The sequence below is a fragment of the Curtobacterium sp. TC1 genome (assembly GCF_019844075.1).
Classification (GTDB): domain Bacteria; phylum Actinomycetota; class Actinomycetes; order Actinomycetales; family Microbacteriaceae; genus Curtobacterium.
The window spans coordinates 636,528-656,563 of the sequence record NZ_CP081964.1 but is presented as its reverse complement, the minus strand read 5'-3'; the positions used below and the strand labels follow the sequence as shown (position 1 = coordinate 656,563).

Here is a 20,036-nt window from a genome sequence, read left to right as displayed (position 1 = left end):
GCGCGGACGGCCACCGGGAAGTGACCATGCCGACGTCGCGAGCACGAACCAGCCGCCCAGGACCCCGGCGCTCACCGCGAACCACCGTCCCAGCACGAGCAGCAGCCCGAGCGACAGGACGAACCCGCCGGCGCACCAGAGCCACCACCGGTTCCGCTCCCGCCGCTGATGCCCGGCCACGTCGTCAGTCCCCATGAGTCGAACGGAGACCAGCTCCGGTCGCCGACCGTCGACCCCACCGGGTCGGTGTCCGGCGACCGGAACCGTGTCAGTACAGCGCGGAGAAGGACGCGTCGCGTACGAGCACGGTCGCCGCGTCACCCGCGACCTGCTGCTCCGGGTCGCTGGAGAGCCCGAGCTGCCACGTGCCGCCACCCGGCTTCTCGGGCAACGTGAACTCGACGGTCGTGTCCGAGGCGTTGAGCAGGACGGCGACGGTGTCGTCGCCCTGTTCGAGGACGAGCATCACCGCCCGGTTGCCGCCGTCGGCCCAGTCCCCGTCCTCGAAGCCGGCGTTGTCGGCGCGGAGCACCGAGACGGTCGAGTCGGAGTCGCCGGGTGCCGTGCGGTACCACTCCGGACGCAGGGACCGGTGCTGCGCCCGGAACGCGATCGCCGCGGTCGTGAAGGCGAGCAGGTCCTGGTCGGCCGCCTCCCAGTCGAACCACGAGATCTCGTCGTCCTGGCAGTAGGCGTTGTTGTTGCCGCCCTGGGACCGAGCGATCTCGTCGCCGCCGAGGATCATCGGTACGCCGGCCGACAGCAGCAGGGTGCCGAGGAAGTTCCGGCGCTGGCGGTCGCGGTACGCGTTGACCCCGCCGTCGTCCGTCGGGCCCTCCACCCCGCCGTTGAACGAGGCGTTGTCGCTCTCGCCGTCGTTGTTGTCCTCCCCGTTCGCCTCGTTGTGCTTCTCGGCGTACGAGGTCAGGTCCGCCAGGGTGAAGCCGTCGTGGGCCGTGACGAAGTCGACCGAGCACAGCGGCGAGCGGCGGGACCCCTCGTAGACGTCGGGGCTGCCGAGGACACGCTGGACGGCGTCGCCGAGCGCCCCCTCGTCGCCGCGCCAGAAGGCCCGGAGGTCGTCGCGGTACTTGCCGTTCCACTCGGACCAGTCGGCCGGGAACCCTCCGACCTGGTACCCCGCGGTGTCCCACGGCTCGGCGATCATCTTGACCCGACGGAGCACCGGGTCCTGGTGGACGATGTCGAGGAACGCCGAGTGCTTCTCGGCCTCACCGTCCTGCCGCGTCAGCGTCGTCGCCAGGTCGAAGCGGAAGCCGTCGACGTGCATCTCCTCGACCCAGTAGCGCAGCGAGTCCATGATGAGCCCGAGCGCCGCCGGATGGCCGACGTTGAGCGAGTTGCCGGTGCCGGTGGTGTCGAAGTAGTTGGCCTCGTCCCCCTCGACGAGGCGGTAGTACGACTCGTTGTCGATGCCCTTGAACGACAACGTCGGACCCATGTGGTTGCCCTCGGCGGTGTGGTTGTAGACGACGTCCATGATGACCTCGAGCCCCGCGGCGTGCAGGGCCTTGACCATCTCCTTGAACTCGGCGACCTGCTCACCGGCGGTGCCGCTGGACGAGTACTCGTCGTGCGGTGCGAAGAACCCGATGGAGTTGTAACCCCAGTAGTTGCGGAGCCCCTTGTCGGCAAGGGTCGAGTCCTGGACGAACTGGTGCGTGGGGAGCAGCTCGACGGCCGTGACGCCGAGATCGACCAGGTGCTGGATCGCCGCCGGGTGCGCCATGCCGGCGTAGGTGCCGCGGATCGCCTCGGGGACGTCCGGGTGCTGCTTCGTGAAGCCCTTGACGTGGACCTCGTAGAAGACGGTGTCGGCCAGGCTGGTCGAGGGACGGACGTCGTCGCCCCAGTCGAACGAGCGGTCGGCGACGACCGACTTCGGCATCGCGGCGGCGGAGTCGGTGTCGTCGCGGGTCTCGGGATCGTTCATGTCGTGGCCGAACAGGGCCTGGCCCCACTCGTACGAGCCGTCGACCGCCGTGGCGTACGGGTCGAGCAGGAGCTTGGCGCCGTTGTGGCGCAGGCCCTTCGCCGGGTCCCACGCGCCGTGCACGCGGAAGCCGTAGCGGGTGCCGACGGCGACGCCGGGGACGATGTCGTGGAAGGTGTAGCCGGTGCGGTGCTGCAGCTCGGTGCGGTGTTCCGTGCCGTCGTCGTCGAACGTGCAGAACTCGACGCGCTCCGCGGTGCTGGAGAAGAGAGCGACGTTGGCGCCGCCGTCGACGAGCGTGACGCCGAGCGGGGTGCGGGCAGAAGTGGTCATGGTGTCGTTGTACCGGGCGGCCGCTGTGGTCCCGGCTCGCGCACGTACCCCGGCAGGCATGGATGCGCAGACCGGACAACTGCGTCCGCCTCGACGGACACCGGACGGTGACCGAGGGCGTCTGCTCCTCGTTCGGGTCGAGGAGCAGGCGCCCTCGCGCTACGACGACGTCGGGTTCGGCGGGGCGGTCCGCGACGATGCCAGCCCGGAACAGGGATCGGGCCCCCGCAGCTGGGCGGCGCGGGGTAGCTCACGAGACGGTACGGACGTGCCGCTCTCCGGGCGCACAGGTACGCGGAAATCGACGGGAGCGGCCCTGCCGCCATCCGGAGAACGCGCGTTCCCCGTTTGGGGGATACCAACGAGGCGAGTCGCCTGATTGGGTCGTCGAGTCAGCAACTCCGTTGCGGACGAGATCCGCGCGGAGCTTTGGCACCAAGCGAAGGTGACCTCCCTCGGGTGGGGCGGTCACGGTGGGTGCCGGCGTGTCGATTCGGGTTCGACGCGGCGGCACCCCCATTCACGAGATGCGTAGATGTCCTCACTCTGGGGGACTCGCCTGTACCCCGTTCTGGGTGTACCGATTCGTCTGTCCTCCGACTGTGATGGGTGCCTGGGCTCCACTGTCCGCATCCACCCGAAGGAGCGCGCATGACCGTCACCGTCCCGCGTCTGAGCGCCGTCCTGTCGTCGGCCGAGCCGCCGCACCGATCGGCGCTCCGGCCGCTCCCCCGCGCGTGGACGCGGTGGCTCCTCCGGCTCGCGTTCGCCGTGCCCTACGTCGTGGTCGCCGTGCTCTCGATGAAGATCCCGACCACACCGCTCCTGGAGCTCACCGGCAACCAGGCGACCCTCGATCGGGCGACGGCAGCCATCGACGGCGGCGTCGTGCAGGCCGTCGGTCAGCTCTACCCGCTGCTCTCCGGCGTCCTGCTCCGGTTCCTGCCGTTCGGCGTGCACGGCGCAGCGGTCCTCGGTGGCCTCGCAGCCGGCGTGCTGCTGCAGCTCCTGGCGCAGGCGATGCTCCGGCGCGGTCTCCGGATGCGGAAGGTGGTCGTCTTCACGATCGCGCTCGGCGCGAACCCGCTCTACGCCTTCGTCGCCCTCAACGACCTGCAGGCCTTCCTCGGCATCGCGCTGTTCGCGCTCGCGATCGCCGACATGGTGCGGTTCTTCTCGTACGGCGACACCCAGGCGGGGTTCCGTGCCGGCCTGTCGTTGATGGTGTCGACGCTCGTCGACCCGATGGGCCTCGTCTACGTCGTCATCGCAGCTCTGACCGCCCCGCTGCTGGAGCTCGCCCGGCACGGACAGCCGGGCATCCGCCGAGCGAACACGCTCGTCCTCGTGTTCCCGAGCATCGCCGTCATCGGCTCGATGTCCGTGCTCGACCTGCTCGTCCTCCGCGACCCGTTCGCGGCACTGCGGAACACCGTGCACACCGACAGCACCCGGCTGAGCGGCCTCGAGTACCTGGTGGGTTCGTTCGACGGGCTGTTGCTCCTCGCGATGGTCGTCGCGGGGTGCCTCCTGGCCCTGCTCGTGCACCGACCCGGTGCGATCGTCATCGTGGTCGCGCTGTTCGCCGGGATCCTCGCCGGCTACGCGATCGGGCTCATCCCGGTCGCCACCGCCGGCAACACGTTCGTCACGATGCTCGCCGTCGCGATCGCGATCCTCCCGCGGGTCAGCAGCCGGGTCACGAGCGCTCTCGTCATGGTGCTCGCCGCCCTCCAGATCCCGCTCGCGTGGACCGCGGCGTTCGAACGCGAGGTCGTCGCCGAGTGGATGCACGCCCTGGTCTCGGCGGTGGGCGCATGACCGCCGTCGTGCCCGGTGCGTCCGCCGTCACCAGCGCGACCGACACCCCGTCGATCGACGAGACGACCGCCCGGCACCGCGGCGGCGAGTCCGACTGGCGCCCGCCGCACCGGTGCTCGGTCCGCCGGCACGTCGACGAGGGCTGGGTCGCCTCCGCACGGATCCGCGAGGGGGTCCTCGTCCTGACCAGCGGCCGGTCGGACCCGGATGTGCTCCGGGCCGCCTTGACCGAGGAGTTCGGCGAGCCGGTCGTGCTCCGGGCGGTCGACGAGGCAGAGGTCCGCCAGCGCATCATGTGGGAGCTGGACGACGAGGTCGCCGACCTCGCGGCACACGACCTCGCCCGGACGATCCCGGCCATGTCCGCCCGCACGGTGCTGTCCCGCGGTCAACAGGTCGGCGGCGGCATCGCCCTGCTCGCGTTCGCCGGCTGCCTGGTGATCGCTCCCGGCACGACGGCTGCCATCGTCACCGCGGTGCTCTCGCTCGGGTTCCTGGCCGGCATCGTCTTCAAGTTCTGGGTCTCCATGGTCGGCGCCCGCTTCGACCTCGTCGAGCAGGTCTCAGCGGCCGACGTCGCCGCGCTCGACGACACCACGCTGCCGACGTACACCGTCCTGGTCCCGGTGTTCCGCGAGGCGAACATCGTCGGCGACCTCGTCCGCAACCTCGAGGTCCTCGACTGGCCGAAGGACCGCCTCGAGGTCCTGGTCCTCGTCGAGGCCGAGGACCACGAGACACGCCAGGCCGTCCTCGACGCTGAACCACCGGCCTGGATGCGGATCGTCATCGTCCCTCCCGGTGCGCCGCAGACCAAGCCGCGCGCCTGCAACGTCGGCCTCGCGATCGCCCGCGGCGAGTACGTGGTCATCTACGACGCCGAGGACCGGCCCGACCCCGACCAGCTCAAGAAGGTGTTCACCACGTTCGAGCGGGCCGGCACCGACACGGTGTGCGTCCAGGCCGCCCTGAGCTACTTCAACGCCGATGAGAACGCCCTGACGCGCATGTTCACGCTGGAGTACTCGTACTGGTTCGACTACATGCTCGCCGGCCTCGACGCCCGGAACCTGCCGATCCCGCTGGGCGGGACCTCGAACCACTTCCGCACCGAGCTCCTGCGTGAGCTCGGTGGTTGGGACCCCTACAACGTCACCGAGGACGCCGACCTGGGGATCCGTGCGTCCGCGGTCGGGTACCGCGTCTCCGTCGTCAACTCGACCACGATGGAGGAGGCGAACACCTCGATCCCGAACTTCGTCCGGCAGCGGTCGCGGTGGATCAAGGGGTACATGCAGACCGCCCTCGTCCACGCCCGGCGCCCCCGTGCGCTCGTGCGGGAGATCGGGGTGCGCCGGGCTGCCGCGTTCGCGCTGCTCATCGCCGGGACGCCGTTGACGTTCCTCGGCATGCTGCCCGGCATCGCGGTGACGATCGCCACGCTCGTGCTGCCAACGGCGTGGACGGCCCCGGTGTTCCCCGCCCCGGTGCTCTGGCTGTGCGTGCTCGACTTCCTGCTCGGCAACGCCACGATGATCTACTTGACCATGATGGGACCGTACAAACGCGCGCGGTTCGACCTGATGCTCTGGGCGTTGCTGAACCCCGTGTACTGGGTGCTGCACTCGGTCGCCGCCTACAAGGGCCTGTGGCAGCTCATCACCCGCCCCCACTACTGGGAGAAGACGGAGCACGGTCTCACCAAGACGTCATCCGGGTGAGTACCGCGGTCGCCGCGGCGTCTCCCGTTCAGGGGGTTGCCGCGGCGGTCGAGGTGGAGCACGCTGTGGTCGGTCCGGTCATGTCAGAACCTGAGGGGAAACCGCCATGCGATCGCTCGTCTACACCAGCACGCAGACCCGACTGATCACGGACTCGGAACTCGCGCAGATCCTCGCCGTCGGCCGGGAGAAGAACACACGCCTCGGTGTCACCGGGATGCTCGCACACCGCGACGACAACTGCATCGGCATCATCGAGGGCGACGACGACGTCGTTGCTGAACGCTTCGATCAGGTCCGAGCCGATCCCCGCCACACCAACGTCCGAGTGCTCCTCAACGAGCCGATCCGACACCGGTCCTTCCCGGACTGGTCGATGGCGTTCCAGCCGCTCGACCCGTTGCTGCACGACGTGCCGGGGTTCAGCGGCCTCTTCACCGCCAACCGCCCCAATGACTCCACCTTCGGTGCGTCCCGCGCGCGTGCCCTGCTCGACTGGTTCCGGAAGCACCCGCTCGCTCCCTTGACGAACCAGGACGCGGCCGACGAGGAGATCCCCCGAACCCGGATCCTGAACGCCGCGATCACCGCTGTCCACGCCGGCGGCGCGTCCCGGTTCACCCTCGAGGACGTCGCAGAACGCGCGGGGATGACGGTCCCCGAGGTCCTGGGGCTCTTCCCGTCGCAGCACGCCGTGCTCGCCGCGACCGTGATGCGGTGGACCCGAGCAGTCTCTGCTCCCCTGCTCCCCCTCGCCGCCGAGAAGGGCACGATCGCGTTCCTGCACGCGCTCCTCGCCGCCCACGCCGAGGAACCAGCCCTGATGCGCCTGATCGCGTCCACACTCGCCACGTCGACCGATCCGTCGACCGACGGAGCGGACTACTACCGGTCCGCCTACCTCCAGTTCCGTGAGACCGTGCGCACCGCCCTCGCCGAAGACGTCCGTGCCGGGCGGGAACCCGCCACGATGGATCCGATCCGCGGTGCACAGCAGCTCCTCGCCCTCTACGACGGCATCCGCCTGCAGGCGCTCCTCACACCGGACACCGACGTCGTCGACGCCTTCGACCGCGCCGCGTCGCGCATGCGACGGGGCTGGACCGAACACTACGAACGACCCGCCTACTGGGACCTGCCCACGATCCCCAGCGCCTGACGACGGGAGCCGGTTCCGCCGACTCCACATGGGCCGATCGCCGAGAGGCACAGCATCGTGCGAGTGGTAGGACCTGTCCATGGTGTTCTACGACGCACGTCCGATCCGCACCGCAGGGCAGGTGCTGCTCGATGTCGTCGTGGTGGCCGGGATGGTCGCCGCGGTTCTGCTCGGGCGAGCGGTCTCCGCATCGATCAGCGCCCTCGCCGACATCGGAACTCGTGTCCACGACCAGGGCACCGCGTTCCAGGAGCAGTTGAGCAGCACCGCAACGGCACTCGAGAAGGTGCCGTTCATCGGCAAGTCGGTCAGCGCACCGCTGCAGGACGCGAGCCAGAGCGCGCAGCGGATCGCGGCTGCCGGAGCAGAACAGCAGCAGGAGACGCTGCACGTGGCGCACCTCCTGGGTACCTCGTCGACCGCGGTGCTGATCATCGTCCTGGTGGTGGTCTGGATCCGGTACCGCGGCGGCTTCATCCGGCTCGCCACGCTCACACAGCGCCTCGGTCAGCAGCCGGACGGAGCCGAGTTGCTCGCTGTCCGCGCGTTGACGACCCGGAACGCCGCCGGCCGGCTCGGCGTCGACGTCGTCGACCGGTGGCGGCACCGGGATCCGGAGGTCATCCGCGAGCTGGCCGATCTCGAGCGGCGCTCCACCGGGCTCCGCGTGGCGCCTTCGCGGACGTCGTGACCTCCCGGCCCACGAGGGCGGGATCGGGTCAGGCGCAACTGGTGCGGCCGAGTCCGAGGAAGCGGACGGTGCTGATGCGGACGCTGCTGGCGGAGGTCGTCGTCCACGTCGAGGTGACGTCGGCGCGGACGGTGACACTGGAGGTGCGGAACGAGAAGAGGTCCCAGGAGCTGATCGTGGTGGATCGGGCGGTGCCGGCGCTGGTGTCGCTGCTCGCGACGCCGTCGATCACCGTGGTGAACCGCTCGGGTGCCACCCCGTCGTAGCTCCACCCGATGGTGACCGACCCGTTCGTGTTCGACGTGCACGTCAGCGCAGTGGCCGGGGTCGCGGCCACGGTCGCCATCGTGCTGGGTGCGGTGGCGGTGGCGGCGAAGGCCGCGGCGGCCGCCGGAGCAGGTACCGCCAGCGCCGCGACGGTGCAGACAGAAGTGACGAGGAGTGCCCCCACCGCCCACGGCCGGTGGTCCTGCTGACGATGCCGGGGCCCACGTCGGGACGCCCCCGTCGTCCTGCTCGGATCTGCGACGGCGGGCAGGACGGCGAGTCCAGCGACGAGGACGAGGGCCGAACCGAGGGCGACGAGCGGGCCCGTTCGATGGTCCGCAGCCCAGAGGACGGGTGTGCCGATGAGCGGGACACGGAGGTACCCGACTCCCGTGACCGCGGACCGGGAGATGTGCGTGGAGTCGGCGGAGGGGTTCGCGTCGCCCTTCGTGGTGAGGGTTCCGTCGCTGTTGAGGGAGTCGAACCGGTGCAGCCGGAGGGTGCCGACGTGGTCGGGGTCGGCGAAGAGCAACACCTGTCCCTTCCGGAGCTCTCCCGCGGCGACCGTCTTGCTCACCACGACGTCACCCGGGTGCAGGGACGGCTCCATGGAGCCGGTCATCACCGTGGTGGTGTGCCAGCCGAGGACCATCGGAGCGACAGCCCAGAACACGAGACCGAGGACGGCAGCCAGGACCCCCCGGGCGCCGAGCACCACGGCGAACCGACCCCACACGGACGGACGCACGACCGACCTCCTCTCGTGTCCTCCCGGCCGCTCAGGAGTTCTGTGCTTCCCAGGTGAACCCGAGGCTCGCGGTGGCACCCATCAGGGAGGCCGGGGCATCCGACGAGACGGTGTAGGTGATCTGGTAGGTCTTGGTCTCCGACTTGTCGCCGGTCGGCTTCCACGTCCCGACGCCGGTGGCGTAGCTCGTTCGGGTGGACGCGAACGACGCGAGGGAGTCGTTGTAGAGGAGACCGTCGGACCCGGCCGCCGCGGTGAAGCCGTTGCACGTGCCGTAGCCTCCACCGCTGCCCTGCTTGACCTGCAGGGTGACGTACGAGGCCAGCGCCTTGGTCTGCTGCACGTTCGTGGCGTAGAGCTTCACTGCACTGGGGAGCGAGCCAGTCGAGGTGACGGCGATGCAGTTCGTCCCGGTGGAACCGGGCTTGAGGTTCGACGCAGCGAAGAGCGCACCGTTCGATGCGTCGTTGCTCAGCGCCACCGATCCCATCGACCAGTTGTTGGCGTCGTCCGACGAGGTGGCCGAGAACGCCGAGTACGACGCGGTGGACACGGCGACACCGGCAGCGAGCAGGGCAGCCGGGATGACGGCGAGGGTGGCGACACGGGCGATGGTGCGGTTCGGGCGACGCATGAGAGGAGATCCGTTCAGGTTGAGACTTGACTCGAATTTCGAGCTAGGTGAACCATACGCCTACAAATTCGTTCAAGTCAATTTTTGTCCCAAACGGATCTCGTCTAAGATGGGAGCATGAGCGCGAGCCCTCCTCCGATGAGTGACGCCGACCAGGATCGTCTGCTGGACGAGGCGGTCGCCGCGTTCTACAGCGCTCAGGTCGAGCACGCGCACCTGATGCAGCACCTCGCTGTCACGCACGACCTGAACCCGGTCGACCTCCGCGCGCTGAAGTTCCTCGGCGCAGTCGACGACGACCGCACGCCGAAGGAACTCGGCGGGTACCTGGAGATGGGGACGGGAGCCGTCACCGCCCTGCTCGACCGCCTGACCAAGCGAGGCCTGCTCGATCGTGTCCGCAACCCGGACGACCGCCGGAGCGTGCGGATCGAGCTGAGCGCCGACGGGTTCGCGGTGGTCGGGACGCTCCGGGCCGCCTACCGCCGGGCACTCCGGCAGTCCTTGCCGCCGGAGAGCACGGAGGTGTTCATCCACTTCACCGAACGCGTGTCGCACGCCTTCCGCGAAGCCAGCGTCGACTGAGGACGACCGACTCCCTCACGGGTCCTCCGCGTGACTCACGGAAGTGGCGCCCCACCGGCCCGGCGGCGCGACGTGATGACGTCGAGCTCCTCCCTCCGCAGCCCCGCCTCGACGCGGTGCTCCTCCGTGACGGTGTGGGTCGTCAGGGTGACGCGTTCGACCGGGACGACCGCTGTCGAGACCGTGATCTGTTCCTCGCGGAGGACCACGACGATCGGTTCGTGGACGGTGTCCGTGGTGCCGGCCGACACCGGTACCGCGCCGCCGATCGGCTCACGGACGAGTCGGATCTCCTCGTGACTGACGTCCACCGTGATGGTCCGCTGCTCGGTGACGATGACCCGCTCGAGCCGGACCCGTTCGATGGCGTGGCGTTCGGTGCCGATGACGAGTCGCTCTTCGCGTCGGACCACGTCGAACTGGTCCGTCCGGTCGTCACCACCCGGAGCGTCGCGCGGTGCGTGGCGGGAGGTCATGGTCTTCTCCGATGCTGGGGGCACGGTCCCGAGCGAACACGGGAGCGCGGGGATGGCCCTCGGCCCCGCCCATGGTGAGCGGGGCCGACACACAGGGCTCGCTCAGTTCGAGCGATGGGAACTGGTCGTCGTCGAGGCAGCTCGCTTGGCCTTCCCGGCAGCCTCTTCTGCCTGCTCGACGACGGACGGCGCACGCTGGGCGTGCTGCTGGATCTTCGGGGCTTCGGCCTCGGCCTTCTCGAGGATCGCCTCCCAGCGGTGCTGCATCGGCTTGATGAGTCCGCCGCCGGCTCCGACGATGACGACGCCGGCGATGATCGCGAGGACCGCGATCAGGATCGGGGTGGTGACCGAGGTGGCCACGTCGATCTGGTTCAACGCCGCGGTCGCTCCGATGAAGACGATGAAGACCGCGACGATGTTGCCCAGCAGCTTGCCGTAGGAGAGACCACCGAGCGTGTTCTGGATCAGGCCCTTCGCTCCGGCCGCGATCGCCGCGGCGACCACGATGATGATGATCGCGACGATGATCTTCGGCAGGAACCCGATGATGCCGGCGAGGAGATCACTCACCGGGTTGGACCCGAAGACGCCGAACGCGAACTGGAGCACGAACAGCACCAGCGTGTAGTAGATGATCTTCGACACGATGTCGGAGGCGTCGAGTTTCGAGTTCGCGAGGGCCTTCTTGATGCCCCCGCGTTCGACGGCACGGTCGAAGCCGACCTTGGTGAGGAGACGCGAGAGCCCCTTCTCGATGAGCTTCGCGACGATCAGGCCGACGACGAGGATGAGCAGGAAGAGCAACGCGAGCGGGACGAACGCGATGACTGCGGCCAGTCCGTTCTGCAGAGCGGCGGGGAAGTCCATGGGGTGAGCCTTTCGGGTGAGGGTCGGGTGGACAGGGCGCAGAGGAGGCGTCCTGTGCTGGCGACGGACGTCCGGCTGTCGCCGAGCGACCGTCGCCCAGCACGATCAGGAACGGGCGTCGCGGTCCGCGATGGTCTCGTCGGTCGCGGCGGTGTCGTCGAGGACGATCTCCTCGTGCGCGACGTCCTCGGTGACCTCCTGCTCGCCGGCGATGGTCTCGGTGCCGAGCCGGACGCGCTCGACCGGGACCGTCTCCTTGGCGGTGACGACGCGCTCCTCGGTGAGCACGACCTCGTGTTCTTCTTCGCTCAGTGCGGGCCCCGACAAGGCATCGTCGGCGGTCGCGTCGGTGATCGGCTCACGGCTGAGGGTGACCTCCTCGTGGCTGACGGGCACGGTCTTGGTGACCCGCTCGGTGACGATGTGCTTGCGCAGACGGGCACGGCCGGACTCGATCCGCTCGGTACCCACGTGCAGCCGCTCCTCGGAGCGGGTCATGGCGTCGTCCGTCGTCGGACCGGACGTGTCGTGTCCCTGGACGTCGGCGGAGTCCGTGCTCCGGTCGGCGTCCTGGTCGTACAGACCCGCATCCGCCGACGCGCTCGACGGGTTGCCGTAGAAGGAGTAGAGCGACTGCTCCTCGTCCGCGCTGAGCGCCCCGTCGGCGTCGACCCGCGGGGCGTCCTTCACGAAGGACTTCTCGTAGGCGACGTGGACGGCGCCGGCTTCGAACGTCGCGTCGTTCAGGGGTGCGAACGACTCCGAGGTGCCGAAGAGCCCGGTCCGCACCGTCACCCAGGTCGGAGCCTGGGTGTCGTTGTCGACGTAGACCTGGCCGACCGTGCCGATCTTGGCGTCGTCGCTCCCGTAGACGTCGGCGCCCGTGAGGTCGTTGATGCTGCTGCTGTCGATCATGGTGGTACTCCTCTTCCCCGGCAGGTCGCCTGGGGTTCGATGCGGAGTGGATCCGAGGTGACGGCGGCGCACGGCCCGCTCGATCGGCGGAGACCACCACCTCGTGGACTTACGGCGTAAGCCCAGCGGGAGCTTACATCGTAAGTCGCGATAGCGTGGGTTTGTCGGCCGCGAACTCGGCGCAGCGCCCGTTGTCAGCCACGAACCGCGGATCGGCAGGGAGATCAGCCGTGGCATCACGAGCGAGGGCGAACCGTTCCGAGACGAACGCACCGAGGCTCAGCCGTGACCTCATCGTCGAGACCGCGTTGCAGCAGATCGATCGGTCAGGTCCCCAGGGACTGTCCATGCGGTCACTCGCGCAGGAGCTCAGCGTGGAGGCGATGTCCCTGTACCGCTACGTGCACGGCAAGGAAGACCTGCTCGAAGGCGTCGTCGCCTCACTGATGCGGGATCTCACCTCGCAGCTCACCGAGGCCGAGGAAGAACACTGGCAAGGGTTCCTGCAAACGGTCGCCCATGCCGTCCGGCAGATCGCCACGGACCACCCGAAGGCGTTCCCGCTGGTGGCGACCCGCCACCCAGCAGCCCCTTGGCTCCGCCCGCCGCTGCGGAGCGTCGAGGTCGTCAACACGTTCCTGACCGCGCTGACGGGGAACGGCTTCACGGACGCCCAGGCGGTCAACGCGTACCGAGCGTTCAGCAGCTTCCTGCTCGGCCAGCTCCTCCTGCAGTCAGTGGTCAGCGGCGCCGAAGCAGGCCCAGCCGAGGAACCGCTCGACGAAGGAGGCGCCGCCATCCCCGAGGGCGACGGCAACACGTCCCTCGACGTCGCACCGGAGGTCCGCCGACTCCGCACGTTGTTGAGCGAGGACCGCAGCGACGAGGAGTTCGAGGTCTCCCTCGAGGCACTCCTCGACCGACTGGACCGCGAACTGTCGCAGTGACCCGCGATCGCGGTCCGGCGACGCGGCCGTCAGACGTGGGCGTCGAGGTGCCCGCCCCACACCTTGTACGTGTCGCGGTACCGGTGCTCGTCCGACTCGGGCCGCCACACCGACCGCGTCAGCTCGTCCGGGAACCCGACTGCGCGCACCCGTGGACAGGCTTCGGCGACGACTCGAGTCCGCGCGTTGAGGCGCCGACCGTGCACCCCGGCTGCGAGCCGAGCCGGCCGGGACAGACTCCCGGCGTTGTCGAGGGGTGGGATCTCACCGATGACGACCTCGGCATCCACGGGCACCACCTCGCGCAGGGCAGCGATCGTGTCACGGACGCGTTGTTCCCACACCCTCGTCGGCAGGACCCGGAGCGCATCCGTGATGCCGACCAACACGACCACGAGGTCGCACCGCCCCAGGTCCTCGCGGTGGGCGGCGATGACGGACGGGAGTTCCCGGACACTCGCCGACGGTGCGGGGATCATCTTCCAGGAGACGCCGCGCGCCGTCCGTGCTGCCCGGTGCCGAGCGAAGAACGCGGGGAGCGAGAGCTCGTGGGTGCGGACGCCGAGCGACAGTTCGCCCCGCTCACCCACGAACACCACGCGATCCGGGTCCGGGCCGGGCACCGTGCCCTCCATCGCGTCGTCCGGGTAGAAGTCCCCGGTCGCGTCGAGGCGACGGAACACGAACTCGACGACGCGCGCACTGCGCGACGGGAGGCTGAACGCAGCGCGGCGCAACGACTTCGTCCGTGACACTGCCCCACCTCTTCCGAGCACCTTCACCGACCGGGACCCGGTCGGTGTCCGGTTCCTCCAGCGTAGGCAGCGGCCCACCGCCAGGACACCGCGCCATCCACCTTGCGCGCCGGCCACGAGCCGCAGACGACAGGCGGAGCGCGACGCGATCGGCACGCCTTGCCATCGGAGCCGGTGTGCGCCACTGTGTGGAACACACGCTCGCTTCGAGGAACAGGGGCCACATGCTGTCGTTGGTGTACGTGAGCACGATGAGCCGACCGGTCACGGACGAGGAACTCGCCGAGATCCTGGTGGTCGGTCGCGAGAAGAACCTGCAGCTGGGCATCACGGGGATCCTCGCCCACCAGGGGAGCAACTGCATCGGCATCATCGAGGGCGACGACGAGGTCGTGCGGGAACGGTTCGAGGGCATCCGCCAGGACCCCCGTCACACCAACGTGCGCCAGGTCGCTGCGGACACCGTCGCGACGCGGTCCTTCCCGGAGTGGTCGATGGCGTTCCAACCGGCGGACCCGTTGATCAAGGAGATCCCGGGGTTCCTCGACCTCTTCGCCGACGGGCACGCGCCCGACCCCGCCGCCGGGACGTCCCGCGCGACGGCCCTGCTGGAGTGGTTCCGGAAGCACCCCCTGGCGCCGCTGACGAACCAGCACGGCGACGACGGCATCGAGCTGCGCACCCGGATCGTCAACGCGACGATCACGGCGCTGCACGAGACCGGGGTCGAGCAGGTCGACGTCGACACCGTCGCCGACCGGGCCGAGATGACCGTCGACGAGCTGCGCACCCACTTCCCCACCCGCGAGAGCCTGCTGACCGCCACGGTCGACCGGTGGTCGAGCTCGGTGTCACGACCCCTGCGGCCGATCGCCGACACGCACGGCGCAGTCGCCTACCTGCACGCGCTGGTCGTGGCGTACTCGGAGGAACCAGCGCTGATGCGGCTGCTCGCCTCGACGCTCGCCTCGAGCACCCACCCCGGACACGAGGGCGCGGAGTACTACCGCACCCTGTACCTCCGGTTCCGTCGGACCGTCCGGGAAGCACTCGAGCGGGACATCCGGGTCGGTCGCGAACCGGCCACCATGGATCCCGCGCGTGCCACCGAGCAGCTCCTCGCGCTCTACGACGGTCTGCGGATCCAGTCGCTCCTCATCGAGGGGTTCGACATCATCGCGTCCTTCGACCGCGCCGTGTCACGGCTGCGGCGGGGGTGGGCCGAGGACTACCGGCACACGGACCTCTTCGAGATCCCGGTCGAGGGCACGGGCGATCACAACGCCCGCGAGAAGCAGACCGACTCGGGGTCGTCGCGGTAGGGCCCGAACGGCTGGATCCGCACGAACCCGTTCCGGGTGAACAGCGCGGCGGCATGCGGCTGCAGCACGCCGAACTCGGCGACGACCGCCGGTGCCTGCAGCTCTTCGGCCTGCGCGAGCAGTTCGAGCACCAGCAGGTCGCCGACGCCCTGCCCGCGGGAGTCCGGTCGGACGAACAGCCGCCGGACCTCGAACACGCCGTCGCCGGCCGCACTCAGCGACGCGGTGCCGAGCGCCAAGCCCGAGCGGTCTCGGGCGACGACGTGCACGGCGGCGGTCGCCTCGGTCAGCGGACGGCCACGGTCGGCCGGACGGCCGTAGATCCGGTCGACCTCGATCCGGGCCGCGGCGCGCAGCCGGACGGCGTCCTCGTGGTCGAAGGGCTCGGCCGCGACCGAGAACGTCAGGTGCTGCATCGTGGTGTGTTCCTCGCCCGGCGCCGCGTCGTCGCGGGTGCCCCGTGGGTGTTCAGTGTGCGTGCCGCCGCTCGAACCCGAATCGAGCGGCGGCACGGTGTGCGCGCTTCCGCTCGAACCCGAATCGAGCGGTGGCGCGTGCAGACGGCTGGCGTCTGCCCTCGGACGCCCTAGCGTCCGTGGTCTGTGGTGGGTCCGGGTCAGCTCACCAGGTCGAGGTCCCACACGGGGGCGACGTACTCGCGGGACCATCCCTCGCGCAACCGGGTGACTGCCCGGTCGAACGCTTCGAGCAGGTCCATCTCGGGGCGCACCATGGACTGCAGCTGCAGTCCCTCGTAGGTCGCGAGCAGCTGCTCGGCGCCGCGCGACGGCTCCATGGTGCTCGGTTCGCGACCGAGCAGGCTGTCGCGCTGCAGGGAGTCCTGCACGAAGGCGTGGAACCGGCGCCACCGCGCGTGCAGCATCGGCGCGAGCGGGTGCTCCGGTGACGCCGCGATGTTCAGGGTGGCGGTGAGGAAGCGCATCAGTGACGGGTCGGCGATGTTCGCGGTCACGATCGCACGCAGGAACGGCACCGTCCCGAACCGTTCGGCGAGTGGCATGAGCGGTGCGGTGCGCTGCTCGTTCCAGTGGTCGATGGTGGCCAGGAGCAGACCGTCCCAGCTGGGGAACGTCCGGCCGACGACGTCGACGTCCTGACCGGCGTGGTCCGCGACGACGGCCGGGGTGACCTCGTGGAGCGGACGCGTCCGTAGTGCCGTGATCATCCCGTCGACGACGGCCGATCGGAGGGCAGCATCGTCCGAGGTCCGGCGCGATGATTCGATGTGCATGCATACACCCCACCAGGCACACCGGTCCCACCCAAGCCCCCGAACGGGGATCGCGCGCAAAACGGACCAGCACGATCCGGCCACGACACTTCCCACCGATCGACCTGCGAGCGATACTCATCCCATGCAGTGGGGACGGATCGTACCGGTCGTGGTGCTGGCCGTGGTGGTCGCTGGCGGGCTCGCGGGGTGCGATGCGGAGGGCCGGATCCAGAGCATCGGGCCGAGGACCTCCGTGAGCTCCTGCACCGACTACGTGCCCATGACCGCGGCCGAGCGCCGCGAATCCGCCGATCTCGTGGTCGAGGGCCAGGTCACCAAGACCGATCGCACCGTCGAGATCGGCGGCGTCTACGACGTCTACGACGCCGAGGTCACGACGACCTCGAAGGGGGAGGCCCCGGGCACCACCATCGAGGTCGTCAGCACGTCGGACCAGTGCACGACGAGCGGCGAGCCCGTCGAGTACCTCGACGGCGACGTGCTCGCAGCGGAAGGAACGTTCCGCCTCTACCTGACGAAGGCCGACCCCGAGGACGACGACAGCGTCTGGCGCCTCGTCGTCCCCGGCGCCGCCGAGCCGCTCACCACCGGCTGACGCCCGGCACGCACCATGCGAGCCCTACGACTCGGGGACCGCCACAATCCGGTTCTGGTACGCCCACACCACGGCCTGCAGCCGTGACCGGACCCCGAGCTTCGGCAGCATCCGCGCCAGGTGCGACTTCACGGTCGAGACCTCGAGCACGAGCGCGACCGCGATCTCCTCGTTCGACATCCCCTGCGCGAGCAGGAGCAGGACCTCGCGTTCGCGGGCGGTGAGCACCCCGTCGGCCCGGTCCCCCGACACCGGCTGCAGGCTCCGTCGCGACACGAACTCGCGCAGCACCCGCCGGGTCAGCGCCTGGTCGAGCGTCCCGTTCCCCGCCGCGACCTGGCGCACGGCGTCGACGATGGTGTCCGGCTCGGCGTCCTTCAGCAGGAACCCGGAGGCACCGGCCTCGAGGGCCCCGAACACGTAGTCGTCCAGGTCGAACGTCGTCAGCATCAGCACCGGGATGGCCGGATCGGCGTCGGGGGCGCAGAACAGCCGGGCGAGCTCGATGCCGTTCACCACCGGCATCCGGATGTCCAGGCAGGCGACGTCGGGCCGCAACGAGCGCGCCAGCGCGAGCGCCTCGCCGCCGTCGGCGGCCACGCCGACCACCTCGATGTCGGCCTCCGCGCCGAGGAGCGCGGACACCCCGGCACGGACCAGCGGCTGGTCGTCCGCCACCAGCACGCGGATCACGCGACCACCTCGCCGCCGTCGGCGGCCTGCGCGGGTGCGGCAGGTGCCTCCCGGCCGAGCGCCAGCTCCACCAGCCATCCGCCGGTCGCGGTGGGGCCGGTCTGGAGGCGCGCCCCGACCAGGTCCGCCCGCTCGCGCATCCCCCGCAGGCCGTTGCCGCCCGACGGTGAGGTCGGCGCTGCCGGAGCGGCGGCCGGTGCGTTCTCCACCCGGATCACCACCCGGGTCGGGTCGCGGTCGTCGACGGTGACCGTGCACGGGGCGGACGGGGCGTGCAGGGCGGCGTTGGCCAGCGCCTCCTGGACGGTGCGGTACGCGGCGAGCTGCGCGAGCGGGCCGACGCCGTCGGCCACGGGGCGGTCGTCGGTCGGACGCTCGCCGGGCAGGACGTCGAGGCGCACGTCGCTGCGGAACCGGGCACGTTCGACCAGGTCGACGATGCCGGCGACCGTCTCGACCGCGCGTTCTGCGGGGACGTCCTCGCGCAGGAGCCCGACCAGGCGGCGCAGGTCGTCGAGGACGGCGGTGCTCTGCTCCCGCACCTGGCGGGCGCCCTCGTGTGCGCGCTCCGGGTCGCTGTCGATCTGCCGGTCGATCACGGCGGCCATCAGCGCGATGCCGGACAGGTGGTGCGCTGCGATGTCGTGGAGCTCGCGGGCCATGGCGGCGCGTTCGCGGGAGACCGCGGCGTCGACCAGGGCGTCCTGCTCACGGAAGACCGCGCTCGCCTCGGCGGTGCGGGCGGCGCGCACCTCGCGGCGGGACCGCACCAGCAGTGTGACCAGGAGCGGGAGCCCGACGGCACCGACCGCCTGCAGCACCCCCTGGCCGAGTGCGCCGGTCAGTCCCTGCGTGACGTCGCCCCGGAGCGCTCCGCCGGCGACCGCGGACAGGACCGTGCTGCCAGCTGCCACGAGCGCGGCGGCGACCAACAGCGTCGGCCACAGGCGAGCGAGCGGAACGCGCAGCGCCGCGAGGACCACGGCGACGACCACCGGCAGCGCGGTGAGGCCGAACAGGTCGAGCGACTGCGGGGCGAGCGCGGCGACCAACACCGGCAGTGCGGACACCGCGACCAGCACGGAGCGTGGTGCCCGACGGGCGGCGAGCAGGGCGGCGGACTGGGCCAGCAGGCCGAGCGCCAGGACGGTCCACGCAGCGGTGAACGGTGCCGGGACCCGCATGGCCAGGGCGGCGCCGTCCGGCTCGAGGCCGTCGAGCGGCGGCAGACCGAGCAGCAGGCCGAGGGCCACGACGGCCGTGCCGAGCGCGACGAACACGTCGACGCGGCGGTCACGGGTGCGCGGGTCAGCGGAGGCCATCGTTGGATCCTACGAGGCGGGTGCGAGCGGGGACCGGGGCGTCGATCGGCAGCGCACGTCGCGCCGGGTCGTAGCCCAGGCGGCCACGGGTCACGACGAGCAGCACGGCGGCGGCGACGGTCGAGGTGATGGTCAGGCCGAACATCAGCGTGCCGGCGGTCATGCTCGGGTACACCTCCGGGAACAGCGTCGAGATCGTGTTGTTCACGCCGACGTGCAGCAGCAGGCCAGGGGCAGGCTCTCGCCGGTCTTGTTGAACACCTGGATCATCACGACGTTGAACGTGATCGTGAACAGGGCGAACACGACGGGCTCGCTCCAGTGCGCGTTCGGCCACCCGCCCCAGTCGCTCAGGTAGAGCGGCATGTGCCAGAGCGCCCAGATCGGGCCGAGGATCGCAGCCGCACCGAGCCCACCGAAGCGGTGCTGCAGGCGGGGCAGGGCGAAGTCGCGCCAGCCGGGCTCCTCGCTGAGACCGGTGGAGAACAGCTGGATGACCAGGCCGGGCACGAGCATGGCGACGGCCAGGGCCGAGGGGGCACGGACGTCCCCGCCGGCGAAGGGCAGCGCGGACGCGACGATCATGGCCGGCACGACGACGAGCGCCAGGGCGTACCAGTACCAGGCGACCCGCCAGCGGAACAGGCGCCCGACCCAGCGGCGCAGGCCCGGACGGCCGTCGGCGACCGCGGTGACGATGAACGCACCGCCCAACGGGCCGAGGAGCGCACCGGGCAGGACACCCGTGAACTGTCCGCTGCCCAGGACCTCGGGGAAGTGGACGTCCCACACGCCCATGCCGTGCGGGGACAGGATGTAGGGCACCCACGCGAGCCAGCTCAGGCCGAGTGCCAGGGTGAAGAAGGACACGAGCGGGTGCCGGGCGATGAGGCCGCGGACACCCCCACGGTCCTGCGGGGATGTGCCGGCGACGGGCCGGACTCCGGTGGTGTACGTCATGCACACGACGCTA

21 protein-coding genes are annotated in these 20,036 nt (G+C 70.3%); 8 read left to right on the top strand and 13 right to left on the bottom strand.

Annotated features, from left to right (window positions below; genetic code table 11):
• Positions 1-268: 268 nt before the first annotated feature.
• Entirely contained in the window at positions 269-2,287 is a 2,019-nt protein-coding gene (gene glgX, locus KZI27_RS04280) for a glycogen debranching protein GlgX (RefSeq protein ID WP_222659458.1), read from the bottom strand.
• Between the two features lie 651 nt (positions 2,288-2,938).
• Here glgX and KZI27_RS04275 point away from each other — a divergent pair.
• The 4 genes from KZI27_RS04275 (at position 2,939) to KZI27_RS04260 (ending at position 7,679) form a co-directional block, all read left to right on the top strand.
• Positions 2,939-4,108, top strand: a complete 1,170-nt coding sequence (locus tag KZI27_RS04275; protein ID WP_222659457.1) for a hypothetical protein — start codon at positions 2,939-2,941, stop codon at positions 4,106-4,108.
• On the top strand, positions 4,105-5,829 hold the full coding sequence (locus KZI27_RS04270; protein WP_222659456.1) for a glycosyltransferase: 1,725 nt from the start codon (positions 4,105-4,107) through the stop codon (positions 5,827-5,829). The genes KZI27_RS04275 and KZI27_RS04270 overlap by 4 nt, the downstream gene beginning before the upstream one ends.
• Before the next feature lie 106 nt (positions 5,830-5,935).
• Entirely contained in the window at positions 5,936-6,988 is a 1,053-nt protein-coding gene (locus KZI27_RS04265) for a BLUF domain-containing protein (RefSeq protein WP_222659455.1), read from the top strand.
• A gap of 79 nt (positions 6,989-7,067) precedes the next feature.
• Entirely contained in the window at positions 7,068-7,679 is a 612-nt protein-coding gene (locus KZI27_RS04260) for a hypothetical protein (protein ID WP_222659454.1), read from the top strand.
• A gap of 28 nt (positions 7,680-7,707) precedes the next feature.
• Here the strand turns inward: KZI27_RS04260 and KZI27_RS04255 are convergent, their stop codons facing one another.
• Together KZI27_RS04255 and KZI27_RS04250 are read right to left on the bottom strand one after the other, a co-directional pair.
• Positions 7,708-8,694 (bottom strand): signal peptidase I, encoded by a 987-nt coding sequence (locus KZI27_RS04255; protein WP_222659453.1) that lies wholly within the window; start codon positions 8,692-8,694, stop codon positions 7,708-7,710.
• A gap of 31 nt (positions 8,695-8,725) precedes the next feature.
• Positions 8,726-9,328 carry a hypothetical protein gene (locus KZI27_RS04250; RefSeq protein WP_111086138.1) on the bottom strand — a complete coding sequence of 201 codons (603 nt, stop codon included), beginning with the start codon at positions 9,326-9,328 and terminating at the stop codon, positions 8,726-8,728.
• A gap of 117 nt (positions 9,329-9,445) precedes the next feature.
• Here KZI27_RS04250 and KZI27_RS04245 point away from each other — a divergent pair, with 117 nt between their 5' ends.
• Positions 9,446-9,913 carry a MarR family winged helix-turn-helix transcriptional regulator gene (locus tag KZI27_RS04245; RefSeq protein ID WP_258373332.1) on the top strand — a complete coding sequence of 156 codons (468 nt, stop codon included), beginning with the start codon at positions 9,446-9,448 and terminating at the stop codon, positions 9,911-9,913.
• 35 nt (positions 9,914-9,948) lie between these two features.
• Here KZI27_RS04245 and KZI27_RS04240 read toward each other — a convergent pair whose 3' ends face one another.
• From KZI27_RS04240 to KZI27_RS04230, 3 genes are all read right to left on the bottom strand, one after another.
• A complete protein-coding gene (locus KZI27_RS04240; protein WP_222659452.1) occupies positions 9,949-10,389 on the bottom strand; it encodes a YsnF/AvaK domain-containing protein in 441 nt (146 codons plus the stop codon).
• A gap of 102 nt (positions 10,390-10,491) precedes the next feature.
• Positions 10,492-11,259 (bottom strand): mechanosensitive ion channel family protein, encoded by a 768-nt coding sequence (locus KZI27_RS04235; protein WP_222659451.1) that lies wholly within the window; start codon positions 11,257-11,259, stop codon positions 10,492-10,494.
• A gap of 105 nt (positions 11,260-11,364) precedes the next feature.
• A complete protein-coding gene (locus tag KZI27_RS04230; protein WP_222659450.1) occupies positions 11,365-12,174 on the bottom strand; it encodes a DUF2382 domain-containing protein in 810 nt (269 codons plus the stop codon).
• Positions 12,175-12,521: 347 nt separating this feature from the next.
• On the opposite strand from KZI27_RS04230, the gene KZI27_RS04225 reads away from it, so the two are divergent.
• Complete coding sequence (locus KZI27_RS04225; RefSeq protein WP_410004017.1) at positions 12,522-13,121, top strand: TetR/AcrR family transcriptional regulator C-terminal domain-containing protein; 600 nt, start codon at positions 12,522-12,524, stop codon at positions 13,119-13,121.
• A gap of 29 nt (positions 13,122-13,150) precedes the next feature.
• Here the strand turns inward: KZI27_RS04225 and KZI27_RS04220 are convergent, their stop codons facing one another.
• The gene (locus KZI27_RS04220; RefSeq protein ID WP_222659448.1) at positions 13,151-13,876 is read right to left on the bottom strand and encodes a hypothetical protein; all 726 of its coding nucleotides are present in this window, start codon (positions 13,874-13,876) and stop codon (positions 13,151-13,153) included.
• A gap of 224 nt (positions 13,877-14,100) precedes the next feature.
• On the opposite strand from KZI27_RS04220, the gene KZI27_RS04215 reads away from it, so the two are divergent.
• Positions 14,101-15,198: a BLUF domain-containing protein gene (locus tag KZI27_RS04215; RefSeq protein WP_261784090.1), complete on the top strand. Its 1,098-nt coding sequence runs from the start codon at positions 14,101-14,103 to the stop codon at positions 15,196-15,198.
• Here the strand turns inward: KZI27_RS04215 and KZI27_RS04210 are convergent.
• Positions 15,153-15,614 carry a GNAT family N-acetyltransferase gene (locus tag KZI27_RS04210; RefSeq protein ID WP_222659446.1) on the bottom strand — a complete coding sequence of 154 codons (462 nt, stop codon included), beginning with the start codon at positions 15,612-15,614 and terminating at the stop codon, positions 15,153-15,155. The genes KZI27_RS04215 and KZI27_RS04210 overlap by 46 nt on opposite strands.
• Before the next feature lie 200 nt (positions 15,615-15,814).
• Positions 15,815-16,450 carry a TetR/AcrR family transcriptional regulator gene (locus KZI27_RS04205; protein WP_123310369.1) on the bottom strand — a complete coding sequence of 212 codons (636 nt, stop codon included), beginning with the start codon at positions 16,448-16,450 and terminating at the stop codon, positions 15,815-15,817.
• 235 nt (positions 16,451-16,685) lie between these two features.
• On the opposite strand from KZI27_RS04205, the gene KZI27_RS04200 reads away from it, so the two are divergent.
• Positions 16,686-17,048, top strand: a complete 363-nt coding sequence (locus KZI27_RS04200) for a hypothetical protein (protein ID WP_222659445.1) — start codon at positions 16,686-16,688, stop codon at positions 17,046-17,048.
• Between the two features lie 24 nt (positions 17,049-17,072).
• Here KZI27_RS04200 and KZI27_RS04195 read toward each other — a convergent pair whose 3' ends face one another.
• Genes KZI27_RS04195 through KZI27_RS04185 form a run of 4 tightly spaced genes read right to left on the bottom strand, consistent with a single transcriptional unit; the run spans position 17,073 to position 20,023 of the window.
• The gene (locus KZI27_RS04195; RefSeq protein WP_222659444.1) at positions 17,073-17,741 is read right to left on the bottom strand and encodes a response regulator; all 669 of its coding nucleotides are present in this window, start codon (positions 17,739-17,741) and stop codon (positions 17,073-17,075) included.
• Positions 17,738-19,063 carry a sensor histidine kinase gene (locus KZI27_RS04190; RefSeq protein ID WP_222659443.1) on the bottom strand — a complete coding sequence of 442 codons (1,326 nt, stop codon included), beginning with the start codon at positions 19,061-19,063 and terminating at the stop codon, positions 17,738-17,740. The genes KZI27_RS04195 and KZI27_RS04190 overlap by 4 nt, the downstream gene beginning before the upstream one ends.
• Entirely contained in the window at positions 19,050-19,271 is a 222-nt protein-coding gene (locus KZI27_RS20185) for a hypothetical protein (protein ID WP_261784089.1), read from the bottom strand. The genes KZI27_RS04190 and KZI27_RS20185 overlap by 14 nt, the downstream gene beginning before the upstream one ends.
• Entirely contained in the window at positions 19,268-20,023 is a 756-nt protein-coding gene (locus tag KZI27_RS04185; protein WP_261784088.1) for a CPBP family intramembrane glutamic endopeptidase, read from the bottom strand. Before KZI27_RS04185 ends, KZI27_RS20185 begins: the two co-directional genes overlap by 4 nt.
• Positions 20,024-20,036: the final 13 nt, after the last annotated feature.

Coding starts and splice junctions, on each gene's coding strand:
- KZI27_RS04235 (WP_222659451.1), bottom strand. CDS start 11,259: ATGGACTTCCCCGCCGCTCTGCAGAACGGACTGGCCGCAGTCATCGCG.
- KZI27_RS04210 (WP_222659446.1), bottom strand. CDS start 15,614: ATGCAGCACCTGACGTTCTCGGTCGCGGCCGAGCCCTTCGACCACGAG.
- KZI27_RS04275 (WP_222659457.1), top strand. CDS start 2,939: ATGACCGTCACCGTCCCGCGTCTGAGCGCCGTCCTGTCGTCGGCCGAG.
- KZI27_RS04240 (WP_222659452.1), bottom strand. CDS start 10,389: ATGACCTCCCGCCACGCACCGCGCGACGCTCCGGGTGGTGACGACCGG.
- KZI27_RS04205 (WP_123310369.1), bottom strand. CDS start 16,450: ATGCACATCGAATCATCGCGCCGGACCTCGGACGATGCTGCCCTCCGA.
- KZI27_RS04185 (WP_261784088.1), bottom strand. CDS start 20,023: ATGACGTACACCACCGGAGTCCGGCCCGTCGCCGGCACATCCCCGCAG.
- KZI27_RS04215 (WP_261784090.1), top strand. CDS start 14,101: ATGCTGTCGTTGGTGTACGTGAGCACGATGAGCCGACCGGTCACGGAC.
- KZI27_RS04270 (WP_222659456.1), top strand. CDS start 4,105: ATGACCGCCGTCGTGCCCGGTGCGTCCGCCGTCACCAGCGCGACCGAC.
- glgX (WP_222659458.1), bottom strand. CDS start 2,287: ATGACCACTTCTGCCCGCACCCCGCTCGGCGTCACGCTCGTCGACGGC.
- KZI27_RS04245 (WP_258373332.1), top strand. CDS start 9,446: ATGAGCGCGAGCCCTCCTCCGATGAGTGACGCCGACCAGGATCGTCTG.
- KZI27_RS04190 (WP_222659443.1), bottom strand. CDS start 19,063: ATGGCCTCCGCTGACCCGCGCACCCGTGACCGCCGCGTCGACGTGTTC.
- KZI27_RS04265 (WP_222659455.1), top strand. CDS start 5,936: ATGCGATCGCTCGTCTACACCAGCACGCAGACCCGACTGATCACGGAC.
- KZI27_RS04260 (WP_222659454.1), top strand. CDS start 7,068: ATGGTGTTCTACGACGCACGTCCGATCCGCACCGCAGGGCAGGTGCTG.
- KZI27_RS04250 (WP_111086138.1), bottom strand. CDS start 9,328: ATGCGTCGCCCGAACCGCACCATCGCCCGTGTCGCCACCCTCGCCGTC.
- KZI27_RS04225 (WP_410004017.1), top strand. CDS start 12,522: ATGCGGTCACTCGCGCAGGAGCTCAGCGTGGAGGCGATGTCCCTGTAC.
- KZI27_RS04230 (WP_222659450.1), bottom strand. CDS start 12,174: ATGATCGACAGCAGCAGCATCAACGACCTCACGGGCGCCGACGTCTAC.